Source organism: Candidatus Neomarinimicrobiota bacterium (assembly GCA_022573815.1).
In the GTDB taxonomy this organism is placed as follows: Bacteria; Fidelibacterota; SORT01; order SORT01; family SORT01; genus JACZTG01.
In genome coordinates, this window is record JACZTG010000003.1 from 22,727 (window position 1) to 49,387 (window position 26,661).

The following is a 26,661-nucleotide window of genomic DNA, read 5'->3' on the forward strand; positions in this document are numbered from 1 at the left end:
ATAATAATATGAAAGACGCTATCATTGCCATTTTACCGGAATTAGGCGAAATTTCATCTGTGGAATTACGAGATAAAGTTGTTGGAGTCTGGGAAGAGGCGTTAACGAAAAAAAACTGGGACATCAGCACACTGAAACGAATGCCGTTTACATTGCTTGTGGATGATGTTAAAATAAGTTTTGTGGAACACGTTCGGACGGTCTGCAAAATGTGCGTCGTTATGGAAGCGCAGCTGGTTGAGATGTATTCTGACAGAGTGAGTATTAATCATGATTACCTCGTTGCCGGAGCGCTGCTTGCGGATGTTGGAAAGATATTCGAGTATGATGAAGAAGGCGATAAATTTGTTAAAAGCGAACAGGGAAAATATCTTCGTCACCCATTCACGGGTGTGGGGCTTTCTTTCAGGCATGACCTGCCTGATGAGGTGATGCATATAATCGCAGTGCATTCTAAGGAGGGCGAGGGATTCAAGCGAACGGCGGAGGCGATTATCTTTCACCATGCCGATTTTACTGATTTCGAGATTATAGGCGGATAGTGAATATTATGAAATTTGATGAACCACCCCTTAATCCCCTCCTTGAAAAGTAGGGGACAATATGCAGAAAATATTGGTTCTTGATTCCCTCTCCTTTCTAAGGATGGGACACTGTGCAGATAATTTAGGAAGTAGAAAAATCGGAAAGAAAAGGAATCAAAGAGAAAAGAAATTGACTGAATAATTTGATGTTGAATTCCCCTCCTTTTTAAGGAGGGGGTAGGGGGTGGTTAAAGGGCTCTCAAAGTGAAAATAATTAAATTAAATAAAAAAGATCAAAAAAGTAGAAGACGAGAATTAAGAAATAGCTCTACACTATGGGAACACAAATTATGGAATCATCTAAAGAATTCTCAATTAGATGGACTCAAATTTCGGCGGCAACAAGGAATTGAAAACTATATAGTAGATTTTTATTGCCCTAAATTAAAATTGATAATAGAAATTGATGGCGGTGGACATTATAAAACTGAAAACAGAGAAGCAGACAAAGTTAGAGAAAAAAACATTAGAACATGGGGATATAAAGTTTTGAGATATACAAATGTTGAAGTTCAACAAAATTTAATTGAAGTTGTTGAAGACATCAGAAGAAATTGTAATATCAAGAATGAAACTTTACCCAAATAGAAAGCGAGAATATAATGGGGCAAACATTTGCAGAAAAGATGCTCTCAAAATACTCCGGCAGGAATGTTGTGCCGGGAGAGATAGTAGAAGTCAAACCTGATATAGCGATGTCGCATGATAATACGGCGGCGATAAGCGGAACATTCGAGCAGCTGGGCGTGGATAAGTTGGACGACCCCGACAGGCATGTTATTGTCCTTGATCATTGCTCTCCGCCTGCGAATGAGAAGTTCGCTCTCAATCATAAGATCACGCGTAACTTCGTAAAGAAACATGGAATAAAAAACTTTTTTGACTTGGAGGCGGGTATCTGTCATCAGGTCATAATAGAAAACGGGCTTTGCCTTCCGGGAACGATTATGGTGGGCGCGGATTCACATTCCACGACTTACGGGGCTTTCGGAGCGTTCGGTACAGGAATTGGACGTTCAGAGACGGCGGTTATAATGGCAACAGGTAAAATTTGGTTTAGAGTTCCCGAGACCATAAAAATAATCATCAACGGCGAATTCCCTGAGGGAACGGGTTCGAAAGACCTGATATTGAAAATAGCCGGTGAGATAAGAGCGGACGGCGCATTATATAAGGCGATAGAATTTGCCGGCTCGACCATAGAAAATATGTCGGTTTCTTCCCGCATCGTGCTGCCGAACATGGCTGTTGAGCTTGGTGCCAAGATAGGCTACATGGAGCCTAACGAGGCAACATTGGAATATCTTGAAGGGCGGGCAAAGAAGGAATTTGAGGTAGTGGTATCCGATGATGATGCCAATTTTGAAAAGGTCATCGAATTTGATATAAGCGAACTGGAGCCGCAAATCGCTTGTCCGCATACGGTTGATAATGTTCATCCGATAACGGAGGTTACGGGAACCAAAATTGACGAAATATTCTTCGGTTCATGTACGAATGCACGGCTCGAAGATTTTGAAATTGTAGCCGGAGTTATGAAAGGAAACAAAGTGCATAGAGACGTTCGGATGCTTGTATTCCCCGCTTCGAAGGACGTGTTTTTAGAGGCTATGCGTCTCGGATACGTGCAAACTCTTGCGGAATCGGGTGCGGTAATTATGAACACCGGATGCGGCCCATGTATGGGTAACCATGAAGGAGTGCCTGCGGAAGGGGAAGTGGTTTTAGCTACGAACAACAGGAATTATCGTGGCAGACTTGGCAACAGGGATTCGGAAGTATATCTGTCAAGCCCGCTGGTGGCAGCGCACAGCGCCATTACGGGTACAATAACCGATCCGAGAACTCATTAAGGAGATATGATGGCTGTTACAGGCAAAGTTTGGAAATACGGGGATGACGTAAACACGGATGTGATATTCCCCGGGAAATATACATATACGGTGTCGGACCCGAATGAGATGGCGCAGCACGCGATGGAGGATCTGGATCCTGAATTCGCGAAAAATGTAAAGGAAAACGACATAATTGTGGGAGGCAAAAATTTCGGATGTGGTTCCTCCCGGGAACAAGCTGCGGTTTGCATTAAAATGTCGGGAATCGGAGCCGTCATCGCAAAGTCGTTCAGCAGACTTTATTTTCGCAATTGTATTAATACGGGGTTGCCGATGATAGTGAGCGCCGAAGCTGTGGATGCCATTGAGAACGGTGAGGAAATAACCGTGGATATGGATAGCGGCGAAATAACCTGTAAGGCGGGCGTTTTTAAATTCCCGCCGCTCCCTCCGGAAGTTAAGGGCATCTTCGATGACGGCGGACTTATCCCGCATACAAAAAAGATATTGGGAACGGATAAATAGTGTGGCGATTAGTCTAAACACTGTCATGTCCGTAACGCCGTGAACGGCGTTGATTTTTTATGTTTATTCTTGTTACCCAGCCATAAATGGCTGGGCTATAGATCAGAGGTTTTAATTAGACTGTTTAATAATGTATTATGTTAGTTAGGGATGCTATCTGAGGTTAAACAGATTGCTCAAATGTCAATCAAGGAGGTATTCGGCCCGGCTTGAAAGAAATTTTAATACTCGCAATAATCATAATGGGATTAGCCCAGCCGTTCACGGCTGGGTAAAGAAGCTGATTATAATATTATAGGGCGTTTACGCCCTTTAAAAAGTATAATTAAGGAGAAACAAAAAATACCCCATACATTTCATAAGATTCTGCTTCATTACGTATGGTCAACCAAAAATCGTCTTCCATTGATTAATAAAAATCTGAGGACAAAGTTAATAGAACATATCAAGGAATATGCGAAAGAAAACGAAATCGAAATTGATACAATTAATGTTGTTTCAGATCATGTCCATCTGCTAACGACATTAACACCGGTTCAGTCGCCGTCTAAGGTCGTAAACTTACTTAAGGGGGAATCCTCAAATTGGATTAATAGTAATAATCTTAGTAAAGGAAAGTTCAGTTGGCAGGAGGGTTACGGTGTATTTTCAGTGTCATTTTCCAGTGTTGCAAGTATTAGGAAATATATAAATAACCAAATAAAACATCACAGAAAAGTATCTTATTTAGAAGAAGTGGATAATTTTCTAAAGGCGTATCATATTTATCAAAATAAAAGGGGAACGCGTGAACGGCGTTGATTTTTTATGTTTATTCGTGTTACCCAGCCATAAATGGCTGGGCTATGAAATCAGGCATAATTGTAAATGGTCAAGAATATTACAATATTATGAAAATGGAAAATTCAATTAACAGAGAGAAGAGGAATAGCTTCAAAATTAAATTCATTCTACACTGTTAAAAAGTAAGGAATATAAATGGCAAAATATAAGATAGCATGGCTGCCGGGTGACGGCGTTGGAAAGGATGTAATGGAAGCGGCACGGATAGTGTTAGATAAAATTCAATTGGATGCTGAATATCTGCACGGTGATATCGGCTGGGAATTTTGGCGGACAGAGGGAGAACCACTTCCCGACAGGACGATAGACTTGTTAAAAAGCACAGATGCCTGCCTTTTCGGAGCGATTACATCCAAACCGAGAGACGAAGCGCAGGATGATCTTATTCCCGAACTGCAGGGAAAAGGATTGGAATATTTTAGCCCAATCGTCCGATTGAGGCAGGAGTTTAATCTCAGGACTAACCTGCGTCCCTGCAAGGCATATAAAGGCAACCCGCTGAATTTTAAAGACGAAATTGACCTTATTGTTTTTCGTGAAAATACTGAAGGTCTGTATGTTGGAATTGAGTTCAATCCGATGAACGAGGAAGTGATGAACGCTCTTGTGGCAAACCATCCAAAGGCAAAAAGATTCGGTGATATTCCGTTAGAAGATATTGCTTTTTCCGCACGTATAATCACGAGAGAAGGCGCTCGAAATATTATTAGGGAGGGTTTCGAGTATGCGAAGGAATTCGGTTATAAAACTGTTACGTTGGTGGAAAAACCCAATGTCCTGAGGGAAACCAGCGGTCTGGTGATTCGGGAGGGTAGGAAAATCGCGAAGGAATATCCTGGTATTGAACTCTGGGAGACGAACATTGACGCTATGATGATGTGGCTCATAAAGAACCCGTTGGATTACGGCGTACTTGTAGCCACCAATATGTTCGGTGATATAATTTCCGACCTTTGTGCTCAATTAGTGGGAGGACTCGGTTTCGCGGCAAGCGGAAACATCGGAGACGATTACGCTGTTTTTGAACCAACACATGGCTCCGCTCCCAAATACGCCGGACAATTTAAAGTAAATCCAATGGCAATGCTCCTGACGACGAAGATGATGCTGAACTATCTCGGAGAATCTGACAAGGCAGACGCCCTTGAGAATGCCATCGCTGCCGTTATAGAAGAGGGAACCGTGCGCACTTATGATATGGGCGGTGAATCTTCAACTTTGGAAATGGCGGAAGCGGTGGCGGATAAACTCTAATAATAATTTATTTTAGGAAATCACAATAAGTATGTCCGATAAAACTATAGCGCGCCGGATGGCTGAATTTGCGCTTGAATTGCAATACGATGATCTGCCGTCTGAGGTAATTGAAGAGGTTAAGCGGTTTTTATATGATTCAGTCGGTTGCGCATTAGGCGGGTTTAATACCCATGATGTGAAGGCGATGTTGGAGATTTATAGTGATATGGGCGGCAAACCCGAAGCTACTCTTTTTGGCAGCGGAGAGAAACTGCCTGCAGCTAACGCTACTTTATTGAACAGTCTTATGATTCGAGCGCTGGACTTCAACGACATCTACTGGAAAGAAGATCCGTCTCATCCCTCGGACCTGATTCCTGCCGCATTGGCAATGGCTGAACGGCAAAACTCTTCCGCTAAAGAGCTTATAGTGGCAATCGTTCTTGCGTATGAATTCGAGCAACGATTATGTCTTTTCGCCAAGCCGGGAGTGCGTGAGAGGAAGTGGCATCACGCTACGCTGACTCAATTCGTGTCGCCGATAGTGGCGGGCAGACTTCTCGGATTGGACGCCGAGCAGATGGAAAACGCTATTGGAATTTCCGGAGGACATAATTTTACTCCGGGTGCGGCTGCTGCCGGACAACTCTCAATGATGAAAAACACCGTTGACCCAATGGCAGTTCAAAGCGGAGTAATAGCTGCGCTTATGGCGGAGAAGGGCTTCACAGGAACGCGGGCGATTTTTGAGGGGAAGGAAGGGCTGATGGATATTCTCGGAGATGATTGGGACGAAGAAGCGCTTCTCGGCGGACTGGGCGAAAGTTTCAAGATACTTGAATGCTCGATGAAAGCGTTTCCTACCGAAGCGCTGACTCATTCTCATATTACATGCGCATTAAAAATTGTGCGGGATCATGATGTTTTGCCGGATGACATTAAGGAGATAAAGGTAACAACCATCGCCAGAGCGGTAGATATACTTTTTGACCCGGAAAAATATAATCCAAAAAGCCGTGAAACCGCAGACCATAGTTTACCGTATGTTATTGCGGCGGCTGTGGTGGACAGGAAGATAACCACTGACCAGTTCAGTGACGAGCGGATAGCCGACCCGAAAATTCGGTCGGTACTGCCGAAAATTGTCGGAGAAGCAAGCGAGGAGTTTGAGAAGATGTTTCCCGCTAAACAGCCGTCAAAGGTTGTGATAACTCTCAATGACGGCACTGCTTATACAGAGAAAGTGGATTATCCCAAAGGTGATCCTCGCGAGCCGATGAGTCAGGATGATCTTGATGATAAATTTAAGGGATTAACGAGTTTGATTTTAGATGATGAGAGCCGGAGAAAAATAAAAGATACCATATGGAACTTAGAATCGTTAAATAATGTGAGCGATTTAATGAACGATTTAAAGATTATGGAATTATAGATAAAAGGAATAGCAAAATTGAGTGATGATAAAAGAAATGTAATTATAATAGGGTCGGGACCTGCCGGATTAACAGCGGCTTTATACGCAGCAAGAGCAAATCTGAAACCGTTAGTGCTTGAAGGAACACAGCCGGGCGGACAACTTACGATTACGACTGATGTGGAAAACTATCCCGGATTTCCCGACGGTATTCTCGGGCCTGAATTGATGGACAAGATGAGACAACAGGCGACCCGATTCGGCGCAGAATGCAAATATGAAACAGTATCGGGAGTAAAATTTTCTGATAAACCGTATGAAATAACTACAGAGAACGGAACGTACTTGAGTGAAACCGTAATCATAACTACCGGCGCGACGGCGATGTTTTTGGACATTCCGGGTGAGATGCGATATATGGGTCACGGTGTATCTGCCTGTGCAACCTGTGACGGCTTTTTCTTTTCCGACCAGGAGATAATAGTAGTAGGTGGCGGCGACACTGCGATGGAAGAGGCAACATTCCTGACGAAATTTGCCAGTAAAGTTTATGTTGTGCATAGGCGGGATGAGCTTCGTGCTTCCAAAACTATGCAGGATAAAGCAAATAAGAATGAAAAAATAGAATTTATCTGGGACTCGGAATTAAAAGAAATTCTCGGAGACGATAACAACGTCACTTCGGTGAATATACGCAACGTAAAAACCGGAGATGAAAAAGATATGCCGATTCAGGGCGTATTTATGGCTATCGGTCACAAACCTAACACCGAGATATTCAAAGATATTCTGGATATGAATGATGTGGGCTATCTCAAAGTGCAAAACGGATCCACAGCAACAAATGTGGAGGGTGTTTTTGCTGCGGGAGATGTGGCTGACCATGTGTACAGACAAGCGATAACTGCCGCGGGAACAGGTTGTATGGCGGCGATAGATGCGGAGCGGTGGTTGGAATCTCAGAACGGTTGATTTGTCAGGAATACCGCTACATCCTCAGATAGTACATTTCCCCATTGCGCTGATTACAGTGAGCTTTCTCATTGACCTCGTGGGCGTTATAACCGGCTCTAAAAAATGGACACAGTTCGGAGGAATTCTGCTTTCTCTTGCTGTTTTTTCGTCCTTAATCGCACTGCTAACAGGGCAGTCATCCGAGCAGAGCCTTAAACCGATGTCGGATATACTGCACGAGGCAGTGGAAGAACATGAAGGGATGGCTACGCGAGTTTTCTTCTTTTTTCTGATTATCGCCGTTCTTCGGGGTTGGCTCCAATTAAAAGGGATATTCAATTCGTGGAAACAGTGGGGATATGTCATTCTCGCGGGAGCGGGCGTTATATTGATATTACGGGTGGGGCAGTTGGGCGGTACTCTTGTATATAAACACGGAGCCGGAGTCCAAACAGGAGATTCTACGCAAATCTCGGAATAAGTATTGCCTTCTCTTAGGCAATAATATCACTATCTTGTAATGCAAGTTACATAATAAAATGTGAATTTGTCTCAACTTAGAGCCGATAAAAATGTTATGTTGAATACGAGAGGGATTGTGTGATAAAAATTGCATCTTTAGTTCTGTTTACTTTGCTCTTTCTAACTTGCTCGAATAGTGTTGAACCGGACTTAGCCGGTTGGAATGAGTTACCGGCTGAAATCATTTCAGGCGGCGTACCGAAAGACGGTATTCCCGCTATTAATAATCCGATATGGGATGGCGCTGCCGAAGGTGATTGGCTGGATGACAGTTACTTGGTAGTAGGTGTGGTGATTGACGGACAGGCATACGCTTATCCTCATAAAATGATGGACCAGCATGAAATAGCCAACGAACCGACGAGCTCCACACCCTATACTGTATCATTTTGTCCTCTCACAGGTTCAAGCATAGTATTCAAATCGACAATCAATGGCTCCGTGCATACTTTCGGCGTATCGGGATTATTGATGCAGAATAATTTAATTATGTTCGACCGACAAACCGACAGCAACTGGCCGCAGCTCAGGCTTCAAGCGGACAGAGGAAGTCTTATTAATACAAAGTTGGATTTAATAGAGCACACGGAAATTGAATGGGGAGGTTGGAAAGAGCTTCATCCCGGGACGCTTATAATGAACAGAAATTCGGGGGGAAGAAATCCCGATGTTTATTTCGGAACAGTTTATGGTAATTATAGTCTGTCGGACGTACCGCCATTATTCAGAATGAGTTATAATGATGCAAGATTGCTTCCTAAAATTAGAGTTTTAGGCATAATTACAGGAAATACCACAAAAGCGTATCCGATGTTCAGTTTTGACAATGGCAGAGCAATAATAAATGATCAAGTAGGCGGTAGTTCAATCGCAGTTTTCGGTGATCCCGGCTCAAGAATGATGAGAGGATTTTACACTGAAGTAAATGGCCAAAATTTAACGTTAAAATTATTATCGGGAACTGAAACGGGCTCGCTTTCCAACGTACGGTTTATTGATAACGAAACAGGCAGCAAATGGAATCTTGACGGGGAGGCAATAGCGGGAAGTTTAACGGGTGAAAAATTATCGCAGCCGAAATCTTACGTCGCTTACTGGTTTGCATGGAGCGCATTTAACAGGACAACAGAATTATGGGAAGGTTGAGATAAATATGAAATCAGTTATAAATATTGCGCTTATGTTATTTATTGTCTTTATAAGTTCCGAAGCAGATGCGCAGCTCTGCTGCACTTCAGGTTCTGCATCTGCCAGCTCATTCGAGATTGGAGTTACACCGGCAAAAACGCTTCGATTAAGTTTCGGTCATGAATACAATAGTCTCAATGGGACGTTTGTGGGGAGCGATAGATCAGATGACGATCTTCTCGGAACCGGTTCGGTACAGTCATATACAGTGCAGGCACATTATGGAATTAACAGGAGATGGGGAATCACTATAGTTGCTCCTTACGTGAAAACGAGTCGATCATTTGGTGGTCCTACCACATTCGGAGCCGATGGAATGGGTGATTTGAGCCTTATCGCAAAATATAGCGTAAAACCGATAAACATCGCGTCCAGCACCGAGATAGCCGTTGGAGCAGGATTTAAACTGCCAAGCGGTTCGTCAAATAGTGTCAATGACGGTACTGACCTGAATTTTAATCTTCAGCCCGGCACCGGGGCGTGGGATCTTCTTTTCTGGGGTTATTATTATAAGACTTCCCTGCCTACGGGATGGAGCGGTTCGCTTTCAGGTTTAGTTCGGGTTCCGGGAACGAATTCTGACGGCTTACGATATGGTAATGAGATTTTGTATTCTCTCGTTCTAAGCAAGAGATTGAACAATGTTACTCAATTATCTGTTAGATTAAAAGGTCGAACCTCATCACAAGTAGCGATTGACGGATTCGAAAATCCTAACACCGGAGGAACGATTATTTTTGCCGCTCCGAGTTTTGTTTATAATCCACGGCGTCTGATTTCCATAGAAGCAGGCGTGGACATTCCGACATTTTATTCTGTATCGGGAACGCAGCAGGCTCTTGATTATCGTTCATTTGTGGATTTGAGCTTCTTTTTCACGTTATAACCCACATTCTGGGGTTATTATATTCTTTTATCTTGCATAATTCTTTAGGTAAAGATTATCTTCACTCTTTGATTCAGAACCTTTGTAATAGTTAAGGAGTAATAATGCCTTCAAAAGCAAAAAAAGATAAAAAATGGGCGGTTATTCTCGGAGCCTCAAGTGGGTTCGGAGCCGCCACAGCGATAGAATTAGCAAAATCCGGTTTAAATATATGTGGTATCCATTTCGACCGGCGTTCTACAATGCCTGCTGTAAAAAAAGTTCAAAGCAAAATCCGGGCAGCCGGTTCAAAAGCATTGTTTTTCAATATGAATGCCGCGGATCCCGGAAATCGCGAAGATGCGTTGAAAAAATTAAAAAAGGAAACAAAGGGCTTACGGCATCCTGTAAAACTTCTTATGCATTCTCTGGCATTTGGAAGTTTATTGCCATTTGTTGCCGATAAAGGTGAGAATGAAATTAATGCAAAGCAGATGGATTTAACTCTTGATGTTATGGCGAATAACCTGGTTTACTGGACCCAGGATTTGATCAGTAAAAATCTTATAGGCGCAGGTGGTCAGATTCTTTCCATGACAAGTGCCGGTAGTCATCAAGTGTGGCCGAATTATGGAGCAGTCTCTGCGGCAAAAGCGGCATTGGAATCCCACACTCGTCAACTAGCCGTAGAATTATCAAATAAGAAAATTTCCGTAAATTGCATTCAAGCTGGAGTAACTGATACGGCTGCGTTACGGAAAATTCCAGGAAATCTTAAAATGATTGAAAAAGCAGAAAAATTAAATCCTGCCGGAAGACTGACAAAGCCCCAAGAAGTTGCAACAATTATCTCAATGTTGGTTAATTCGAGTATTCCATGGTTAACGGGAAATATAATCCGAGTTGATGGTGGAGAAGATATCGCCAGTTAAATAACAGCCGTATTGAGATCAGAATGATTCGAAAAGCAAGACCTGATGATATGAATGATCTTTTATTTCTCTGGAATGAGATGATGGACTCGCATATAGGTATGCATCCCGATTTTAGAATATCAAAAAACGCGGATATGGCAATGGCTTCAAATTTTACAAACATTTTTGACGATACCACATCCGAAATATTTGTGGCAGAAGAGGACAACAAAATAATCGGAATGTTGATTGCCCAATTCCGGGTGGGACTTCCATACACGCGGACTGAAAAGACCGGTTATTTTAGAGACGTTTCGGTAACGAAATCATTCAGAAGAACCGGCGTAGGAAAAAAGCTGGTGGAAGCGGGAATAAAATTTTTAAGCTCGCTTGATGTGGAATATATTGATTTGATAACAGGCGCTGAAAACGAGGAATCCAATGAATTTTGGAAAAAAATGGGGTTTGGAGAAACCCTTAAAATAAGATCGCTATTCCTAAGTCCCGAGTTAAAACAAATTAAATCAGATAATAAAGATAAATGATATTAAAGAAACATAAGAGCAAACGAACGGCTGCGTTTCTGATATTGATTTCTTCGCTGATGTTCAGCGCCTTTGTCTGCAATAAAGAAACCGGAACACAAACTAAATATGAAACTCGCAGCGTCTGGGTCACACGATTTGATTATACAATAAATATTGATTCGACTGATTCTGACAGTCAGAAAGCCGCAATATCTAATTATTTCAAGATAGCTAAAGAATCAAATTTGAACACTGTTTTTTTTCAGGTTAGAGGAAGCTTCGATGCTTATTACAATTCCAATTACGAACCGTGGGCAAAAGCGCTTTCAGGTAGTTTGGGAGTCGACCCTGGTTGGGACCCTTTAAAATTCGCAATCAAAGAGGCAGATGAAAACGGATTAAAATTACATGCCTGGGTTAACACATTCACATTATGGAAAGGGGAGGAACCTCCGGAGCGAAGTGAAGTTCTCCACGCCTTCTACGCACATCCCGAATGGATTGTGGCGGACAGCAACGGAACATCCATGCAGCTGAACAGTCACTATGTATACGTTAATCCCGGAAATCCCGAAGTGAGGAAACACGTCATAAATGTTGTTAAGGACATTGTAACGAATTACGATGTGGATGGGATTCATTTTGATTATATCCGATACCCTGAAAGAGCAAGTCGGGCCGGTTACTCTCACGACACAGTAAGTGTGAATATTTTTAACGAAAAAAATGGTAATCCTGATTCGCTTGACTGGGAAGATTGGCAAAGAAATAATATAAACCTTTTTGTAAAAGCTGTCAAAGACAGTGTCTCGAAATTGAAGCCAAATATAGCGCTTTCGGCAGCTGTACTCGGAAAATATCGCAAACCCGGCTGGAGCGGATACGATGCTGTGTACCAAGATGCCGTGCCATGGATTAAGAATGGGTGGCTCGATTTTATAGTACCTATGGCATATACAACACGCGATAATAAATCGGCGTCTTTCACAAGTTTAATACAAGAATGGAATGAGTTAACGGGGAAATCGAATTCGGTTCTTGCGGGTATTGCGGTATATCGAGCCGAGGGTATAGACGGCTGGGGATGGAGCGAAATAGCCCATCAGATAATTGACGCCAGAAAGCAAAATTTAAGAGGAATGGCGTTTTTTAATGTGACAGCTTTGAAATCAGACTGGTGGGAAATTCAAAGAGCATTATTCAGTCACCCGGTTCTTCCTTATCCGTTGGAACGGCCGGATGTTATGGCAGTCCGTGCTGCAAATATAATGAATAAATATTCTTCGGGCGACTGATAAACTGTCGTTGAAGAGTCCGAATCGAATCCGGTAACTCTTAAGTCTGAAATCTCATGAGTAACATTAACTCCGCATCAAAATTATTCAAAGTTCTCCGAGAAAAAGAAAAATCTCTTGGAGTAAGGGAGAATTATGGTTCCGAGTTTTCTCAGAGTGGGGAATGCACTCGTATTGGAGCATTACTCATTCACGGGTTCGGCTCTTCTCCTACTGAGATGAACGACCTGAAAGAATTTTTGTTCAACAAAGGAATAAATGTGCTATCTATCCGGTTAGACGGGCACGCAACAACAGTTGAAAATTTCTCAAATTCAGGAAAGGATTCATGGTTGGCATCGGTCAGAGAGGGATATGAGATTATCAGTGAAGTCTGCGAAAATACTTTTATTATTGGTCAATCGCTTGGAGCAGGATTGGCTCTAATTATAGAGCCTGAATTAAAACCGGCTGGTGTTGTTTCGTTCGTTGCCCCGTTGCTCATAAAGGATAAGCGTCTGTTCTTGACAACATTCAAGATTTTCAGATTATTTTTCCCTTATACATATACGAATTCCGAGTCGGAGACTGAAGAATTCATCTACAGCAAACGACCCACAATCACTTTGGCTGAAATGTATAAGGTCAGTAAAGAAATATTACCGGCTCTACCAAATTTGAAGTCGCCAATTTTCTTGGCACATGCTGAGGATGATGAGACAGTTGATGTAAAAAGCGTAGATTTGATATATGAAAAAGCCGGATCAGCCGTAAAAGAAATTTATAAGATGAATAGCGGGGGACACCGACTTACTTTATCGGAAAACTCCAATCGAGACGCTCTTTTCAATAAGACTTTGCAGTTCATGGAATCCAACAGCTAAAGTCGTTTTAAATTTAAAATTAATTTCCGCGCAATAAGAATTAAAATTTACTCTTGAAATTAAGGATAAAATTGTTAAGTTTATCTCTCGCACCGTGCAATTTGGAAACTGAAGGACTCCTCCGAGGAAAAAGCAATGCGGATGACGATTGACGATAAAATTACCAGCGCATTAAAAGAATCAACTCTTGCCAGATTGAAGCTTAAATCGCCCGTAATGGTTGATGCAGGAACTGAAGTAGCAGTCGCAATAGAAAAAATGAATCAGACTGACTATGGCTATGTGCTTGTTATGGAAAATGGTATTCTAATCGGAATTTTCACAGAAAGAGACATACTGATGAAGATGGCGTCAATAAGTGACACTGACGGTAAATCCATTGATGAATTTATGACTCGTGATCCTGTAACTTTGAGAATCGACAGCACAATCGCTAAAGCAGTTTACGAAATGAGCGCTCACGGGTATCGCCATCTACCTGTATTGGATAAAAACGGCGAAAAATGCGTGGGTATGGTAGCGGCAAAAAATATCGTAAAATTCGTAGCCGATTTTTTACCGGATCAAGTTTATAATCTTCCTCCAACTCCAAACCAGCAAATGTTAACTCCTGAGGGAGGGTGAGAAAAGATGAGATGTCCACAGTGTGATTCGGATAATTTCCCGGGAGAAGATTACTGCGAGAATTGCGGAACCGATCTCAGAGAATCAGATTTATTCACTCCTGAAGGATTGGGCGCAAAAGTTTTGAGCGATACGATTACAAATCTCGATCCGCCTGAACCGCTGGTTGTCAATTCGGATGCCACTGTTAAGGATGCTGTTGAACTGATGAAAACAAGAGGGCACGGAAGCGTAATTATTGTTGATGAAGGGAAATTCAACGGAATATTCACCGAAAGGGATTTGCTTAAAAGAGTCGTGTCGAAGGGATTGGAAGCCGATTCTGTGATTATTTCAAAGGTAATGACAAAGAAGGTTCAAACTCTGAAGGAAACAGATTCAATCGCATTTGCATTGAATAGGATGTCAATACACAGTATCCGGCATATTCCGATTATGCGTAAAAATAAACCTGTAGGCATTATATCAGTGAGGGGAATGCTAAAATATTTAGCAGAGCATACTCTCGAGAAAGCATAAATTTTTCTAATTAGATTTTATTCTTAATAATCCTGACAACCAATATTTTTATAAACCTCGTACGGATATAAATTGACAGCTGAAAACAAAGATCAATCGTTTAAAAATATTTTTAAAAAATTCAATTACGGCGTTTATCTTTTAGGAAGCGCACACAACGGTTCGTACGATCTGATAACCTGCACGTGGGCAATGCAAGGATCCTATGAAAATGAAGAACTGATTGTAAATATAGGAAAAGAGCGTCCGATCTCTTCTTTAATCCGGGAAAGCCGTCTATTCTCATTATCAATTCTCGCTGTAGAAAATGTTGAAGAAGCGACCGTTTGCGCAAAATCGTCAGAAAAACGTGAAAAAGCTCTTAAAACTCTGCAATTCGAAACGACTGAAGACAATCTTCCATTTCTACAGAATTCACTTGCGTATCTGAAATGTGAAGTGACGGATATATTCGAATTAGAAAGCAGTCTGCTTGTGGTAGGCAATCCGATTGGAGGAAAGGTACTTTCCGACGGTGTTTCACTCACATTGCACGAATACTACAAATTGTCAGGCTGAATCTATTCGGCAGCGAACGGTTTCCACTGTTCCTCTCTCGGCGGATCTGTGAATAAACTCACACCGACCAAAGTTAATACCGATAGGGTAATAGCGGGTATCACAGCATCTATCTCCACCCCGTCTAATCCCATTGCCGATGGAACTAACGTGTTCAAATCCATATTTTTCCAAACTATTGTAACAAATGTTCCTACTAAGATAGAAGAGATGCCACCGGCTGTGGTTGCCCTTTTCCAGAAAAATGCCGCAAGCAGCGCCGGTGTAATTCCCGCTCCATAAATAGTATAAGCATAGAAGGCTACGGCAAGAAATTTATCATCCAATGTTGAGAGCAGATAGGCGACAATCCCCAGAACTACAATAACCACTCTCGAGAGAAGGACAATTTTCTTTGGAGAAGCATCGGGTTCAATGAATCTTTGATAAATGTCCCTAACAATACTTGTAGCAGGAACGAGAAGGAATGAGTCAGCGGTTGAGACAATTATAGCGATAACAGCGGCGATTATTAAGCTGCCGAGAATAACAGGGAGATTATTAAATGCGGCTAATACAATTATTCTTCCATGATTTTCAATTCCCCAGTTCAATCCGCTGGCATACCACGCTGCGAGAATTATCATAGTTTCCACTACAGCAACTCCCACAAGCATAAAAATTACAGCTTGTTTGGCGGTTTTTTCATCCTTTGCCGAGAAAAACCGCTGATACATATTTGCATCGCCGAGCATTAGAAGAAAGGGCGGAAGTAAAATACCCATAACTTCCCATCCGCTGAGCACACCAAAAAATTGAAAATGATCTGCCGGAAGAATTTGCCTCATACCTTCGATACCGCCAACTTCCGACGCCAAAAAAGGAACTGCGAGGATTATACCCACAACAATAAGAATCCCGTTGACGAGATCGGTGTATGCGACCGAATACATTCCGGCAAGAGCCGTATAAATTATCACGAAGACAGCGGAGATAATTACTCCCGTAGATGTGTCTATATTCGGATTTATTATATTTATCACTGCTCCACCTGCTCTATACTGATAAGATACGATCGTAGTGTAAGCGGTGACGACCGTTATTGTACCGAAAATTCGAGCCCACTTATTATATCGGGTTTCAAGGATATCCTGAACAGTGAACTGTTTAAATTTTCTGACTCTTCCGGCAACAAAATAGAGAACTATAATCCCTGCTATCCCTCCAAGAGGAAGTATCAACCCTATAATACCAATTTCGTAAGTCCGTTCCGCGTTGCCGAATATACTTCCTGTTCCGACCCACGTTGCCAGAAGGGTTCCAACAAGAACGAGCGGTCCCAATTTTCTCCCGGCCACCATAAAATCTGTTTGGTCATTAACCTTTCCGCTGCGGATAGCGCCTACTACAATGAGAATCAATAGGTAGATGAGTGATACCCAAAAATAGATCATAATCGTGAATCTCCTCTAATGGTCAATTCGGTTAGAAAACGGAATTATTGTTTCATCCTGATAATGTTCCTCCCAGCCGGTCCGAAAGATATTCGGCTACGAGCTTCGCATGTGAGCCAGCCCATTCGGTATCGTTATCTGACACAGGAACTATCGTAAGTTCTTTGACGCCCGGATCGTATATGATTTCCAGATGCCCTTTCTGTGTATTTTTGCGCAAAAGCCAGATAAGACCTCCGATGGGATATTTCAGGGTACTTGATATTGCCGGTTGCAATCCGAGAGTTTTACTGCTGTCGAACACCGCCGAAAGAACGTCTCCGATTTCTGAGATAGTATCAAAGTCGTAAATGCGATATTTCCGCATTAAATACCCAATTCTTTTTTATGAGCCTGATTGAATATTTCGCTTCCATGCTTAAGTACATAAGGAACTGCTAAATCTTTTACGTCTAATAAAAATTTAACTGCCGACTCGTTATCTGCCTTGTAAGCTTCACGAATTGCCCATGCAACAGCTTTTCGGACCATATCGTCATTGTCCGCAACGAGGGGACGTAGAACCTCAAAAGTAGCGGTGGGATTTGAATGGCTGCCGTGGTTCAGAGGAATGGTTGCCGAAGCAGCAAATCTTCGTCTCCATATGTTGGTCTGTTTCGCCCATTTTTTCAAATCTGTTATGAGGTCAATATTACTGAGGAGTAATTTCCCGGCAAACTGTGTTGCGAGATGATCGCACGTTTCCCAATTGGAGATATAATCAACCCAGTTATCTACCAATCTCCAGGTCTGTCTGTCCATTTTATTTACCCGCTTCGCAATAATGAATACAGCGAAGAGTTGTTCCTCACGACCCTCGGTTTTGAAACATTCGTCAGCTATGGAGAGTAGATCGCTTATAGATAGTTTTTTACCGTTTTCTTTGAAATAATCTCTTGCGATGGCTTTAATTTCCGGCACCGGAACTCCTAAAATCCTATCTTCGCTACCTGTCGCTTTATGTACTCCCTCAATGTATGACGGATTTGCCAGAGCTTTGAATTGTTTCTGAATAGGATTGAGCAACTTTTTAACATCAGCCGGACTTATCATCATCAATCTCTACGGTTGCGCTGTCGGATCAGCATGCTGACGATATGGCTGCATACAAAAGTAAAAACAGTCGTTTCAAATTAAGTTCTCATATTTACGAATAATAATAATGGAAAAATAACTACCTAAAATTAAGTTATTCGTACAGAGATGCAAGGAAAAGAGTTTAGGAATGCCCGGTTCTTGTTTCTCTATGAGAATCACGGACGTGGAATGATATTCCGGGAAAAAGATTCAGGAGACAATATAATTACTACGCTCAGACTGTCTCGGTTTTAGTTTCCTCTCCGTTGGTATGGACGTTATTCTTAATCCATTCCGTAGTTACGCTCTTAGGTCTTTCGAGCGGAAGTCCAAGCGCTCTCGACCAAATTGAAGAGGCGAGCACTCCCATAGCTCTTGACACTCCGAACATAACTGTATAATAATCGTATTCCTTTACTCCGTAATGCCATTGTAAACATCCGGAATGGGCATCAACATTAGGCCATGGGTTCTTTGCCTTGCCATGTTCCCTGAGCGCATCCGGGACTACCTCATAGACCAAGCTGACTATCTGGAATAATTCGTCATCAGGCAGATGCCGCAGAGCGAATTCACGCTGCGCAGTATAACGAGGATCCGTTTTTCTTAATACAGCATGACCGTAACCGGGGATAACCTGACCATTATTTAGGGTTTCCCAAACATGTTTCGTCAATTGTTCTTTCGAGGGGACTCCTCCTCCAAGTGTTTTCTGTAACTGCTGAATCCAGATCAGCACCTCCTGATTTGCTAATCCGTGCAGTGGACCTGCGAGAGCGTCCATAGCGCCTGAGAGACTGTAATATGCGTCAGAGAGTGTTGAACCGACTAAATGAGCGGAATGAGCCGAAGCGTTGCCACCTTCATGGTCGGCATGGATTGTAAGATATAACCTCATCAGTTCTTTATATTCGGGATCTTCAATTCCCATCATATGTGCGTAATTTGCCGCCCAATCAAGATTTTCGTCAGAATGAATTCTAACACCGTCCTTGAATGAACGACGATAAATATATGCGGCGATTGTAGGAAGTTTGCCAAGCAGATTCATTGTATCCTCATATTGAGCATCCCAATAATCTTCTTTTTGCATTCCTTCATGATACCGTTTTGAGAAAACCGATTCAGGCTGAAGCGCTAAAATTCCAATGGATAATTGTGTCATAGGATGAGTATCTTTCGGAAGACCGTCAATTACGTCAAACAGATATTGAGGAACTTCTCGCCTATCCATCCACTCACTGCCAACATCTTTAGCATCTTCTTCGGTCGGCATATCGCCTGTCAGCAATAAATAGAACAACCCTTCCGGCAGAGGTTCTTCTCCTCCGGCTGCCTTCGGCAGAAGTTTTTGTAAATTAGGAATCGTACAACCCCGAAATCTAATCCCTTCTTCCGGATCGAGAGCAGATGGTTCCCAGACCATACATTTTATACCTCTCATCCCTCCGTAAGCCTGCGATACGGTCACATCGCCAATTTTTATGTTTCCAAACTCTTTGATGAGCTCTTTTACCTCTTTTCGTTTAGGCTCAATCTTTGAGAAAAGTTTTTCTTTTAACGTGGACATCAATTCCTCCAAAACAACGACATTGAATTCTTTACTGATTATACTTCAAAACCCTGATTTAGTTTCGAATCCAAGCCGATAATTACAATTTTCCTTACTCTGATTTTCATCTCAAGTAAGGACATTATTTCACACCCCCGACATGAGGTAGCCCTCTCGTGAGGCTAAGTTAAGCAAGTCTTATATTTTAATCAATAGGTGAACGGAAATAAATGATAAAAATTAAAAGATGCTTAAGGAAATACTATTTTAGTAACGCTCATCTTCCCAATAGCTTTTTTGTTCATCTATCATACGAGAAATCAGTCGCGCGATTTTCCGTTTATCGGATGATAGTCGGATGGTCACTTCTTCATCCAAACTCGAACATTTTTTCATAATCATTTCGAGTTCTTCCAATTCCTCTTTTTCAAGTTCAATACTTAGTTTAGCTCTCATAAAAATATTATCCTCTTCTTCAATTACTTATAAATTTATTGTCCTTAATATAAAACCGCCACTCAAGGTCAGTGGCTTTGCTGATGCCTATTCGTGTGCTACTGACGATTTCAGGTCTAAAATTTCTTTCATAAAGAGATATAGCCTCACCAATCATTTTATTGTTCTGATCAGGACCAATTCCAAAAGCCTGACAAAGCTTACCCGGACCATTAGTGAGGTTTTTCATTTTCTCGGTCTTTCGACGTTTTTGCATGACTTCTATACCTTCTATCGGTTCCAATGCTCTTATCAGCACTGCCCCGATACCATTTTTTTCTGTCGTAAAATTCAGGAGATGATACATCCCGTAGTTCAGATAGATGTAAACTTGTCCGTAGCTGTTCGCAAGCGCCCTGCCCTTAATTTTGCGAGTCTTGAAATGAGAAGCGTCATCGGTTTTGTAAGCCTCAGTCTCCACAATCATCCCCCGACATTCTCCAAAAGCGATTTCTACACCAAGAAGGTTTTTTGCGACTTCAAGAGTTTCGCCTGCGAAGAAGTCTTTATATAATATTTTCATGCAAGAAGGCGTCCGCCTTCAACAGGAATTAGCGCGCCTGTGATGAAATCGGAACCTTCAATGAGAAACTGAACAGTGGCGGCTATGTCGTCGGGAGAGCCGATTCGTTTGACGAGTGTGGAGTCAGCGATTTTCTTCGTTTGCTCTTCTGAATAACCTTCAGGAAGTAAAATCGGACCGGGCAATATGCAGTTTACCTGTATGGTCGGCGCTAATTCAACAGCCAGAACTTTCGTCATTGTCATAACGCCGCCTTTAGCGACGAAATAAGGGAGATAATTTTTATAAGGGCGGTTTGCGGCCCAATCACCGAACGTGATAATTTTTCCGCCGCCTTGTTTAAGCATTATCTCTGATGCTGCTTTGGCGCACAGCCATGTCCCTTTTAAGTCAACTGACATCTGAAAGTCCCAATTTTCTTCTGTGATTTCGCTATATGCTGTAGGTTTGAAATAAGATGCCATTGTAACCAGCACATCTAACGAACCGAACTCGTTTGTAACCGTCTCAATCATACTATTTACTTCGTCAGATTTAGTAATATCGGCTTTCACAGAAATCGCTTTTGCTCCATTAGCTGTGAGTTCGTTCACGAGGGATTCAGCCTCTGAAGCGGAGCTGTTATAATGAGCGGCGATATTTGCTCCGCTAAGAGAAAGTTTTTTTGCAACCGTCTGTCCGACTCTTTTCGTGCCGGTGATAAGGACAGTTTTTCCTTTAATATCCAATGCTATTCGCCAAAAATTAAGTTCTCAGTTTATAACCGATTTTAAACAGATACAAACTAATTGAGCCGAGTAATAAACTGGAAAACAGCGTCGTGATAATAGCAGTTCCAAGATTGATGTCGCCAACTCCTATCATCCCGAATCTTAAGCCGTTTACCATATAAACTATGGGATTGAACAATGAAACTTTAGCCCAAAACGGCGGTAACATACTTGTTGAGTAAAAAACTCCTCCCAGATATACAAGCGGTGTTATCAGATAAGTCTGAAAAATTCCGAGATGCTCGAATTTTTCCGCCCATAACCCCGTTAATAAGCCGAGCTGAGCGAAAACTATGCTTACGAAGACTATGAAAAAAGTAACAATATAATAGTTGTTAATTTGAATATCCATAAGCAGTAAACCGGCCGCTAAAGTCACTACTCCGACTATCAATCCGCGCACCATTCCACCCAGCACTATAGCCGTTACCATCTCGAAATATGAAAGCGGAGAAGTCAGTATATCAGCTATGTTACCTTGAAACTTGGACATAAAAAGCGATGAGGAAGTATTCATATAAGAGGAATTTATAACTCCCATCATCATCAATCCGGGAAAGATATATTGCATATATGTCACCCCTTCGATATCGCTTATCCTTGAGCCGATGGAATATCCGAAAATTGTGATATACAGAAGTGCGGACATAAATGGAGGAACTAAAGTCTGATTTGGGAGGCTTAAAAATCGGATGATCTCTCTTTTCAGAAGAGTCCAAAAGCCGATTAGTTTACTTTCGTTGTACTCCCCGTGAGCCTGAGAAAAATGTCCTCCAATTTTCCTGACACTGTCTTCAGGTCTTCCACTTCTATGCTCGAGTTCACCAGAGCCTTCAACAGCCCCGACATCGTTTGATTTTTCTTGTCGAGACAAAGCGTCAACTTTCCCTCTTTCGATTTCTTGCATTCATACTCCTTTAACTCTTCCGGTATAACATCAACAGGTGATGAGGGTGTAATTTCTATCAATTGATAATCAATTTCCTTCATCAGTTCGTTTTTGTCAATATCCCGGATTATTTTTCCTTTATGAATAATTGCGATTTTATCGCACAGCGCTTCGGCTTCTTCTATATAATGTGTCGTGAGGAGAATCGTGGTGCCGTTATTTCTCAATTCATCCATAGATTTCCAGATTTTTCTACGGAGCTCAACATCTACACCGGCGGTAGGTTCGTCGAGAATCAGGAGCTTCGGTTTGTGCATCATTGCCCTTGCGATAAGTAGTCTTCGTTTGAGGCCTCCGCTCAGGCGCCTGAACGGTAACTTCCGATGCTCCACCAAATCAAAATATTCGAGAAGTTCTTCAGCACGGGCTTTTCGTTCTTTTGACCTCATTCCAAAATATCCGCCCTGAAGATTCAGAACAGTTTCAGCTGGAAAGAAAAAATCGAGGTTCGGTTCCTGTGGCGAAAGACCCACCAATCTTCGTGCAGACCGATAATCTTTTACTACATCATTGCCGAATACACTCACGCTGCCGGATGTAATATTCGTTAGTCCTGTTATTATATTTATTGTAGTAGTTTTACCAGCGCCGTTCGGTCCGAGAAAACCGTAAAATTCACCTTCTTTTATGGTGAGGTCAATACCCGCTAATGCGACTTTTGAGCCATAGTTTTTTTTGAGATTATGTATCTCGAGAGCGTTAACTGACAAAGTCTGATCCTTTCACATTTTACGGAAATGATGTTAAGCAGAAATTGATAGAATTTCAACAGTAAAAAATCAATTATGGCTAAAGAAAATGTCGTCACTCAATAATGTGTAATACAGGATACCTTTTATTTATCGGAAAATTATATATATTTGTGTGGGATGAATCACTCTCAAAAAATAAGAATAATGAAAAGAATGCTGACAGCGCTGTTAATTATGACAGCAGTGTCTCTCACAACAATTGATTTGAATGCGCAGACGCTGACTTGCGAGCAATGTGGAAATCCCATTCGGCCAGGAAATTATACGATGGTGGACGGGAAAGCCTATCATCCGGAGCACTTTCTTTGCGCTTTTTGCGGCAACCCGATTTTGGATACGCAGTTTTATAAAGATGGCGGGAATTATTATCATCCTGACCATTATGCTCAGCACATTGCTCCGAAATGCGCTTTTTGCGGACAACCGATTATCGGCGAATACATAAAATCAGAAGGGAAAACATATCATAAGGATCATTATGACCAGCATATTGCTTTAAAGTGCGATTTTTGCGGCTTAACAATAAACGGAGATTATACGAAAACTTTCTGGGGAGAGTCCTACCACAAGTATCATGACGGAAACGTTGATAAATGTGATTACTGTTCGCGCTATATTTCGGATTCGGGTACAGGCGGAGGAGTAAGGTATAATGACGGCAGAAATATTTGCGGAATATGTTTAGCGACAGTGGTAAATGATTACGCCTTAGCGCAGCACCTTTTTCGTGATGTAAAAAAGGAACTGAGAGGATATGGTATTGATATTAATTGGGATGATATAGGGTTCTATCTTGTTGACAGAAATTACATTTCTCAGCTTTCAAATGAAAATCGGGTAATAGAGCAGCAAACAGGGTTTACTTATCATCGGTTTGAGACGCTTAACGGACAAATTCGCAGCAGAAAATTTGATGTTTACATTCTAAGCGGAATGCCCGAGATAAATTTTATATCGACTGCCGCACATGAATTGATGCACGTTTGGCTATATCTTAATGCATCGTATGATATGGATAAATCTTTAAGTGAAGGGAGCGCAAATTTCGCTTCATATCTTGTATTGAGAAATAGAAAAGTGGATAGGGCGAGGTTTCTGATAGAGAATCTTGAAAACGACAGGGACCCGGTTTACGGAGACGGGTACAGAAGGGTGAAACAGTTTGTGGGAACAAGAGGGATGAACGGCTGGATCGGCTATCTAAAAAATAATCTTATCATTCCCATAGGATATTGAGTCTCTGCAATGAAATATTTATTTGCCGCTGTTGAACGAAAAGATATTTTTGATTATATAGCCGGCGATCTCCGGATTTTCTTTTAATCTGCGGGTCGAGTAAGCATACCATGCCTTACCGTAAGGTACATACACCCTAACCTGATGACCATCATCTAATATTTTCTTTCTAAGCTGTTCGCGAACGCCGTAAATCATTTGAAATTCATACTGTTCTTTGCCTAATCCAAGCTCATCAATTACGCGGTAAGCTTCATATACAATATGCTCGTCATGAGTGGCGATTCCCACATAGCTTCCGCCTTTAAACAATATTTCCAATAGGCGGACAAAGTTTTTTCTTATCATATCTTTATCTTTGAATGCGATTTTCTCTGATTCAACGTAAATACCTTTACAAATCCTGATATTCGCTTTAATCTTTGACAGCTCCGTAACATCCGCCTCACTCCGTCGGAGGTATGCCTGAATCACCGTTCCTACGTTCTGTTTCAAGGAAAGTAATTCGGAATGAATATCTAATGTCTTAGTCGTATAGGTGGATTCTTCCATATCAATACGAACGAAACTATCTGCTTCGGTTGCCAATGTTAGAAGCTCTTTGATATTCCTCAAACAGATTTTGTCGTCGATACCCATTCCCAACTGACTCAATTTTATAGATATGTTAGCATTTTGATTTCTCTCAATAATCGTTGAAAGGGCATCTTTGTAACCTGTAACATATTTTGCGGAATCTTCAATATCAATAAGGTGTTCGCCCAATATATTAACTGTGCAGAGATAACCCTCATCGTTAAGTCTTTCAATGGCATCTGTGGCTTCTTGAAGGCTTTCGCCTGCGATATATTTTTTAGCGAAATGACCTACCATCGATTTTGGTATAATGGGAATTAGGTTTGCAATGGCGGTGTTTATTATTCCCATAGGTGTATTCTTAACAGATAATTCGATTTCATAACTGTTCCTAAATTATCATGCTGCTATAGTAATCACAAGATATATTGACCTTTGGGAACGACAGGGCACTTTTATGTTGAACACGCAACTCGAAATACCTTGACACTGTTTGGAGTCGGTAATAAATTAAGCGCCTTAATAGAGGATATTAATGCTTTTTGATTTAGGTAGTGTTTTGATGTTCATGGTTACCGCGATGGTAATCGTGGGATTTACACTCTTGTTAGCCAAGGCGCTTCGTGCGGATAATCCCACTCCGGAAAAACTTACCGGATATGAATGCGGAGAAGATTCTATAGGCAGTAGTTGGGTTCAGTTTAACATCAGATTTTATGTAGTAGCCTTAATTTTCCTTATTTTTGAAGTCGAAATAGTCTTCCTTTATCCCTGGGCTATAGTGTTCAAAGAAATGGGATTTATCACTTTTATTGAAATGATGATTTTTGTGGGTGTCCTCCTTATAGGACTCGCATATGTTTGGGTGAAAGGTGATCTTAGTTGGGTCCTGCCAAAGCAGAAATACAGCGCTGATTTTGATTATTCAAACATTCCGAGATTTAAAGCGCCCAAGAAAAAAGAAAGCCGCAAATTAGAAGCGGTAGAATAAGAAAAGAGGAAAACTTTGGGTATAATTGAAAATAAATTCCGTGATAATATTATAATTACAAGTGCGGACAAATTTATGAACTGGGCGCGGTTATCTTCCCTTTGGCCGATTACTTTTGGAATCGCCTGCTGCGCTATCGAAATGATGGCTACTGCTGCATCCCGTTATGATCAGGACAGACTTGGAGTGCTTCCAAGGCCTTCTCCCCGACAATCTGACCTAATGATAGTTGCGGGTACTGTGACATTTAAAATGGCGACACGGATTCAAAAGCTCTATGAGCAAATGCCCGACCCAAAATATGTTATAGCAATGGGATGTTGTGCCACATCGGGCGGCCCTTACTGGAATCACGGTTATCACGTTATGAAAGGTGTTGATCAGGCAATTCCCGTTGATGTATATGTTCCCGGTTGCCCCCCGCGGCCTGAATCACTGCTTGAAGGTTTTATAAAATTGCAGGATAAAATAAGGCGCGAGTCTATCGCTACCACTCAAGCCGCTTGAAATGACATCAAGCGATGTAATAAAAGAAGTAGAACTGAAATTTCCTGATAAGGTAAAGACCACCGAGCAGGAAGGGTTGGAACCGTTTATCACGGTAAATTCTGATTTAATCATACAAGTTTGTAGTTATCTGAAATTAGAAAAGAACCTTGATTTCACATCACTCGTCTGTATTTCCGGAGTGGATTTTGATGAAAATATGGAAGTCGTCTATCATCTGCACTCTTTAAGACACAATCACTCCATTACTATCAAGGTAGAGCTTCCGAGAGATAAACCGAGCATACCTTCAGTTACTGCGATATGGAAAGCAGCGGATTGGTACGAGAGGGAAACATTCGATTTGTTCGGAATCAATTTTGAGGATCATCCCAATCTCAAGAGACTTTTATTGCCTGATGATTGGGAAGGATACCCTTTAAGAAAAGATCATGTAGATGCCGAAGAATATCGAGGATGGACAATTCGAAAAATTAAAGAAGGAAATGTTTAATT

The 26,661-nt window shown here is 41.7% G+C and carries 31 protein-coding genes; 22 read left to right on the plus strand and 9 right to left on the minus strand.

Features of this window, described 5'->3' with window-relative positions; all coding sequences use genetic code 11:
- Window positions 1-8: 8 nt before the first annotated feature.
- The 18 genes from IIB39_01720 to IIB39_01805 all read left to right on the plus strand — a co-directional run bounded on the left by IIB39_01720 (window position 9) and on the right by IIB39_01805 (window position 15,266).
- On the plus strand, window positions 9-542 hold the full coding sequence (locus IIB39_01720; protein ID MCH8927414.1) for a hypothetical protein: 534 nt from the start codon (window positions 9-11) through the stop codon (window positions 540-542).
- Window positions 543-794: 252 nt separating this feature from the next.
- Window positions 795-1,172, plus strand: a complete 378-nt coding sequence (locus tag IIB39_01725; GenBank protein MCH8927415.1) for an endonuclease domain-containing protein — start codon at window positions 795-797, stop codon at window positions 1,170-1,172.
- A gap of 14 nt (window positions 1,173-1,186) precedes the next feature.
- On the plus strand, window positions 1,187-2,437 hold the full coding sequence (locus tag IIB39_01730) for a 3-isopropylmalate dehydratase large subunit (protein ID MCH8927416.1): 1,251 nt from the start codon (window positions 1,187-1,189) through the stop codon (window positions 2,435-2,437).
- Window positions 2,438-2,446: 9 nt separating this feature from the next.
- The gene (locus IIB39_01735) at window positions 2,447-2,944 is read left to right on the plus strand and encodes a 3-isopropylmalate dehydratase small subunit (GenBank protein MCH8927417.1); all 498 of its coding nucleotides are present in this window, start codon (window positions 2,447-2,449) and stop codon (window positions 2,942-2,944) included.
- Between the two features lie 342 nt (window positions 2,945-3,286).
- Entirely contained in the window at window positions 3,287-3,745 is a 459-nt protein-coding gene (gene tnpA, locus IIB39_01740; GenBank protein ID MCH8927418.1) for an IS200/IS605 family transposase, read from the plus strand.
- A gap of 177 nt (window positions 3,746-3,922) precedes the next feature.
- Complete coding sequence (locus IIB39_01745) at window positions 3,923-5,041, plus strand: isocitrate/isopropylmalate dehydrogenase family protein (GenBank protein ID MCH8927419.1); 1,119 nt, start codon at window positions 3,923-3,925, stop codon at window positions 5,039-5,041.
- Window positions 5,042-5,072: 31 nt separating this feature from the next.
- Window positions 5,073-6,455: an MmgE/PrpD family protein gene (locus tag IIB39_01750; GenBank protein MCH8927420.1), complete on the plus strand. Its 1,383-nt coding sequence runs from the start codon at window positions 5,073-5,075 to the stop codon at window positions 6,453-6,455.
- Between the two features lie 18 nt (window positions 6,456-6,473).
- Entirely contained in the window at window positions 6,474-7,409 is a 936-nt protein-coding gene (gene trxB, locus IIB39_01755; protein ID MCH8927421.1) for a thioredoxin-disulfide reductase, read from the plus strand.
- Complete coding sequence (locus tag IIB39_01760; protein ID MCH8927422.1) at window positions 7,375-7,872, plus strand: hypothetical protein; 498 nt, start codon at window positions 7,375-7,377, stop codon at window positions 7,870-7,872. Before trxB ends, IIB39_01760 begins: the two co-directional genes overlap by 35 nt.
- A gap of 119 nt (window positions 7,873-7,991) precedes the next feature.
- Complete coding sequence (locus tag IIB39_01765) at window positions 7,992-9,059, plus strand: DUF3179 domain-containing protein (protein MCH8927423.1); 1,068 nt, start codon at window positions 7,992-7,994, stop codon at window positions 9,057-9,059.
- A gap of 7 nt (window positions 9,060-9,066) precedes the next feature.
- A complete protein-coding gene (locus IIB39_01770) occupies window positions 9,067-9,987 on the plus strand; it encodes a hypothetical protein (GenBank protein ID MCH8927424.1) in 921 nt (306 codons plus the stop codon).
- Between the two features lie 104 nt (window positions 9,988-10,091).
- On the plus strand, window positions 10,092-10,898 hold the full coding sequence (locus tag IIB39_01775) for an SDR family oxidoreductase (protein ID MCH8927425.1): 807 nt from the start codon (window positions 10,092-10,094) through the stop codon (window positions 10,896-10,898).
- Between the two features lie 23 nt (window positions 10,899-10,921).
- Window positions 10,922-11,425 carry a GNAT family N-acetyltransferase gene (locus tag IIB39_01780; GenBank protein MCH8927426.1) on the plus strand — a complete coding sequence of 168 codons (504 nt, stop codon included), beginning with the start codon at window positions 10,922-10,924 and terminating at the stop codon, window positions 11,423-11,425.
- Complete coding sequence (locus IIB39_01785) at window positions 11,422-12,702, plus strand: family 10 glycosylhydrolase (protein ID MCH8927427.1); 1,281 nt, start codon at window positions 11,422-11,424, stop codon at window positions 12,700-12,702. The genes IIB39_01780 and IIB39_01785 overlap by 4 nt, the downstream gene beginning before the upstream one ends.
- A gap of 56 nt (window positions 12,703-12,758) precedes the next feature.
- A complete protein-coding gene (locus IIB39_01790; GenBank protein ID MCH8927428.1) occupies window positions 12,759-13,565 on the plus strand; it encodes an alpha/beta hydrolase in 807 nt (268 codons plus the stop codon).
- A gap of 135 nt (window positions 13,566-13,700) precedes the next feature.
- Entirely contained in the window at window positions 13,701-14,189 is a 489-nt protein-coding gene (locus IIB39_01795; GenBank protein MCH8927429.1) for a CBS domain-containing protein, read from the plus strand.
- A gap of 6 nt (window positions 14,190-14,195) precedes the next feature.
- Window positions 14,196-14,708 (plus strand): CBS domain-containing protein, encoded by a 513-nt coding sequence (locus IIB39_01800; protein ID MCH8927430.1) that lies wholly within the window; start codon window positions 14,196-14,198, stop codon window positions 14,706-14,708.
- Window positions 14,709-14,780: 72 nt separating this feature from the next.
- Entirely contained in the window at window positions 14,781-15,266 is a 486-nt protein-coding gene (locus IIB39_01805; GenBank protein ID MCH8927431.1) for a flavin reductase, read from the plus strand.
- 2 nt (window positions 15,267-15,268) lie between these two features.
- Here IIB39_01805 and IIB39_01810 read toward each other — a convergent pair whose 3' ends face one another.
- From IIB39_01810 to IIB39_01845, 8 genes are all read right to left on the minus strand, one after another.
- Window positions 15,269-16,699, minus strand: coding sequence for a sodium:solute symporter family protein (locus tag IIB39_01810; GenBank protein MCH8927432.1), 1,431 nt, complete (start codon window positions 16,697-16,699; stop codon window positions 15,269-15,271).
- 52 nt (window positions 16,700-16,751) lie between these two features.
- Window positions 16,752-17,066, minus strand: a complete 315-nt coding sequence (locus tag IIB39_01815; GenBank protein ID MCH8927433.1) for a hypothetical protein — start codon at window positions 17,064-17,066, stop codon at window positions 16,752-16,754.
- Window positions 17,066-17,794 (minus strand): DNA alkylation repair protein, encoded by a 729-nt coding sequence (locus IIB39_01820; protein MCH8927434.1) that lies wholly within the window; start codon window positions 17,792-17,794, stop codon window positions 17,066-17,068. Before IIB39_01820 ends, IIB39_01815 begins: the two co-directional genes overlap by 1 nt.
- A 256-nt stretch (window positions 17,795-18,050) precedes the next feature.
- Complete coding sequence (locus IIB39_01825; GenBank protein ID MCH8927435.1) at window positions 18,051-19,385, minus strand: citrate (Si)-synthase, eukaryotic; 1,335 nt, start codon at window positions 19,383-19,385, stop codon at window positions 18,051-18,053.
- Window positions 19,386-19,634: 249 nt separating this feature from the next.
- Window positions 19,635-19,823 (minus strand): hypothetical protein, encoded by a 189-nt coding sequence (locus IIB39_01830; GenBank protein MCH8927436.1) that lies wholly within the window; start codon window positions 19,821-19,823, stop codon window positions 19,635-19,637.
- Window positions 19,824-19,842: 19 nt separating this feature from the next.
- Window positions 19,843-20,385: a DNA-3-methyladenine glycosylase gene (locus IIB39_01835; GenBank protein MCH8927437.1), complete on the minus strand. Its 543-nt coding sequence runs from the start codon at window positions 20,383-20,385 to the stop codon at window positions 19,843-19,845.
- The gene (locus tag IIB39_01840; protein MCH8927438.1) at window positions 20,382-21,113 is read right to left on the minus strand and encodes an SDR family oxidoreductase; all 732 of its coding nucleotides are present in this window, start codon (window positions 21,111-21,113) and stop codon (window positions 20,382-20,384) included. The genes IIB39_01835 and IIB39_01840 overlap by 4 nt, the downstream gene beginning before the upstream one ends.
- Window positions 21,114-21,881: 768 nt before the next feature.
- Window positions 21,882-22,814 (minus strand): ABC transporter ATP-binding protein, encoded by a 933-nt coding sequence (locus tag IIB39_01845; protein MCH8927439.1) that lies wholly within the window; start codon window positions 22,812-22,814, stop codon window positions 21,882-21,884.
- 186 nt (window positions 22,815-23,000) lie between these two features.
- Here IIB39_01845 and IIB39_01850 point away from each other — a divergent pair, with 186 nt between their 5' ends.
- Window positions 23,001-24,092, plus strand: coding sequence for a protein DA1 (locus tag IIB39_01850; protein MCH8927440.1), 1,092 nt, complete (start codon window positions 23,001-23,003; stop codon window positions 24,090-24,092).
- A gap of 18 nt (window positions 24,093-24,110) precedes the next feature.
- Here the strand turns inward: IIB39_01850 and IIB39_01855 are convergent, their stop codons facing one another.
- Window positions 24,111-25,019: a proline dehydrogenase family protein gene (locus IIB39_01855; GenBank protein MCH8927441.1), complete on the minus strand. Its 909-nt coding sequence runs from the start codon at window positions 25,017-25,019 to the stop codon at window positions 24,111-24,113.
- 184 nt (window positions 25,020-25,203) lie between these two features.
- Between IIB39_01855 and IIB39_01860 the strand changes: the two genes are divergently transcribed.
- The 3 genes from IIB39_01860 to IIB39_01870 are packed head-to-tail and all read left to right on the plus strand — an operon-like array spanning window position 25,204 to window position 26,659.
- A complete protein-coding gene (locus IIB39_01860; protein ID MCH8927442.1) occupies window positions 25,204-25,659 on the plus strand; it encodes an NADH-quinone oxidoreductase subunit A in 456 nt (151 codons plus the stop codon).
- 15 nt (window positions 25,660-25,674) lie between these two features.
- On the plus strand, window positions 25,675-26,166 hold the full coding sequence (locus IIB39_01865) for an NADH-quinone oxidoreductase subunit B (GenBank protein ID MCH8927443.1): 492 nt from the start codon (window positions 25,675-25,677) through the stop codon (window positions 26,164-26,166).
- Between the two features lies 1 nt (window position 26,167).
- Window positions 26,168-26,659 carry an NADH-quinone oxidoreductase subunit C gene (locus IIB39_01870; protein MCH8927444.1) on the plus strand — a complete coding sequence of 164 codons (492 nt, stop codon included), beginning with the start codon at window positions 26,168-26,170 and terminating at the stop codon, window positions 26,657-26,659.
- Window positions 26,660-26,661: the final 2 nt, after the last annotated feature.

Excerpts from the sequence above, each read along its gene's own strand:
- IIB39_01720 (MCH8927414.1), top strand. The coding sequence starts at position 9 with ATGAAAGACGCTATCATTGCCATTTTACCGGAATTAGGCGAAATTTCA.
- IIB39_01730 (MCH8927416.1), top strand. The coding sequence starts at position 1,187 with ATGGGGCAAACATTTGCAGAAAAGATGCTCTCAAAATACTCCGGCAGG.
- IIB39_01735 (MCH8927417.1), top strand. The coding sequence starts at position 2,447 with ATGGCTGTTACAGGCAAAGTTTGGAAATACGGGGATGACGTAAACACG.
- IIB39_01745 (MCH8927419.1), top strand. The coding sequence starts at position 3,923 with ATGGCAAAATATAAGATAGCATGGCTGCCGGGTGACGGCGTTGGAAAG.
- IIB39_01750 (MCH8927420.1), top strand. The coding sequence starts at position 5,073 with ATGTCCGATAAAACTATAGCGCGCCGGATGGCTGAATTTGCGCTTGAA.
- IIB39_01760 (MCH8927422.1), top strand. The coding sequence starts at position 7,375 with ATGCGGAGCGGTGGTTGGAATCTCAGAACGGTTGATTTGTCAGGAATA.
- IIB39_01770 (MCH8927424.1), top strand. The coding sequence starts at position 9,067 with ATGAAATCAGTTATAAATATTGCGCTTATGTTATTTATTGTCTTTATA.
- IIB39_01775 (MCH8927425.1), top strand. The coding sequence starts at position 10,092 with ATGCCTTCAAAAGCAAAAAAAGATAAAAAATGGGCGGTTATTCTCGGA.
- IIB39_01780 (MCH8927426.1), top strand. The coding sequence starts at position 10,922 with ATGATTCGAAAAGCAAGACCTGATGATATGAATGATCTTTTATTTCTC.
- IIB39_01785 (MCH8927427.1), top strand. The coding sequence starts at position 11,422 with ATGATATTAAAGAAACATAAGAGCAAACGAACGGCTGCGTTTCTGATA.
- IIB39_01790 (MCH8927428.1), top strand. The coding sequence starts at position 12,759 with ATGAGTAACATTAACTCCGCATCAAAATTATTCAAAGTTCTCCGAGAA.
- IIB39_01795 (MCH8927429.1), top strand. The coding sequence starts at position 13,701 with ATGCGGATGACGATTGACGATAAAATTACCAGCGCATTAAAAGAATCA.
- IIB39_01800 (MCH8927430.1), top strand. The coding sequence starts at position 14,196 with ATGAGATGTCCACAGTGTGATTCGGATAATTTCCCGGGAGAAGATTAC.
- IIB39_01810 (MCH8927432.1), bottom strand. The coding sequence starts at position 16,699 with ATGATCTATTTTTGGGTATCACTCATCTACCTATTGATTCTCATTGTA.
- IIB39_01815 (MCH8927433.1), bottom strand. The coding sequence starts at position 17,066 with ATGCGGAAATATCGCATTTACGACTTTGATACTATCTCAGAAATCGGA.
- IIB39_01820 (MCH8927434.1), bottom strand. The coding sequence starts at position 17,794 with ATGATGATAAGTCCGGCTGATGTTAAAAAGTTGCTCAATCCTATTCAG.
- IIB39_01825 (MCH8927435.1), bottom strand. The coding sequence starts at position 19,385 with ATGTCCACGTTAAAAGAAAAACTTTTCTCAAAGATTGAGCCTAAACGA.
- IIB39_01830 (MCH8927436.1), bottom strand. The coding sequence starts at position 19,823 with ATGAGAGCTAAACTAAGTATTGAACTTGAAAAAGAGGAATTGGAAGAA.
- IIB39_01835 (MCH8927437.1), bottom strand. The coding sequence starts at position 20,385 with ATGAAAATATTATATAAAGACTTCTTCGCAGGCGAAACTCTTGAAGTC.
- IIB39_01850 (MCH8927440.1), top strand. The coding sequence starts at position 23,001 with ATGAAAAGAATGCTGACAGCGCTGTTAATTATGACAGCAGTGTCTCTC.
- IIB39_01855 (MCH8927441.1), bottom strand. The coding sequence starts at position 25,019 with ATGGGAATAATAAACACCGCCATTGCAAACCTAATTCCCATTATACCA.
- IIB39_01860 (MCH8927442.1), top strand. The coding sequence starts at position 25,204 with ATGCTTTTTGATTTAGGTAGTGTTTTGATGTTCATGGTTACCGCGATG.
- IIB39_01870 (MCH8927444.1), top strand. The coding sequence starts at position 26,168 with ATGACATCAAGCGATGTAATAAAAGAAGTAGAACTGAAATTTCCTGAT.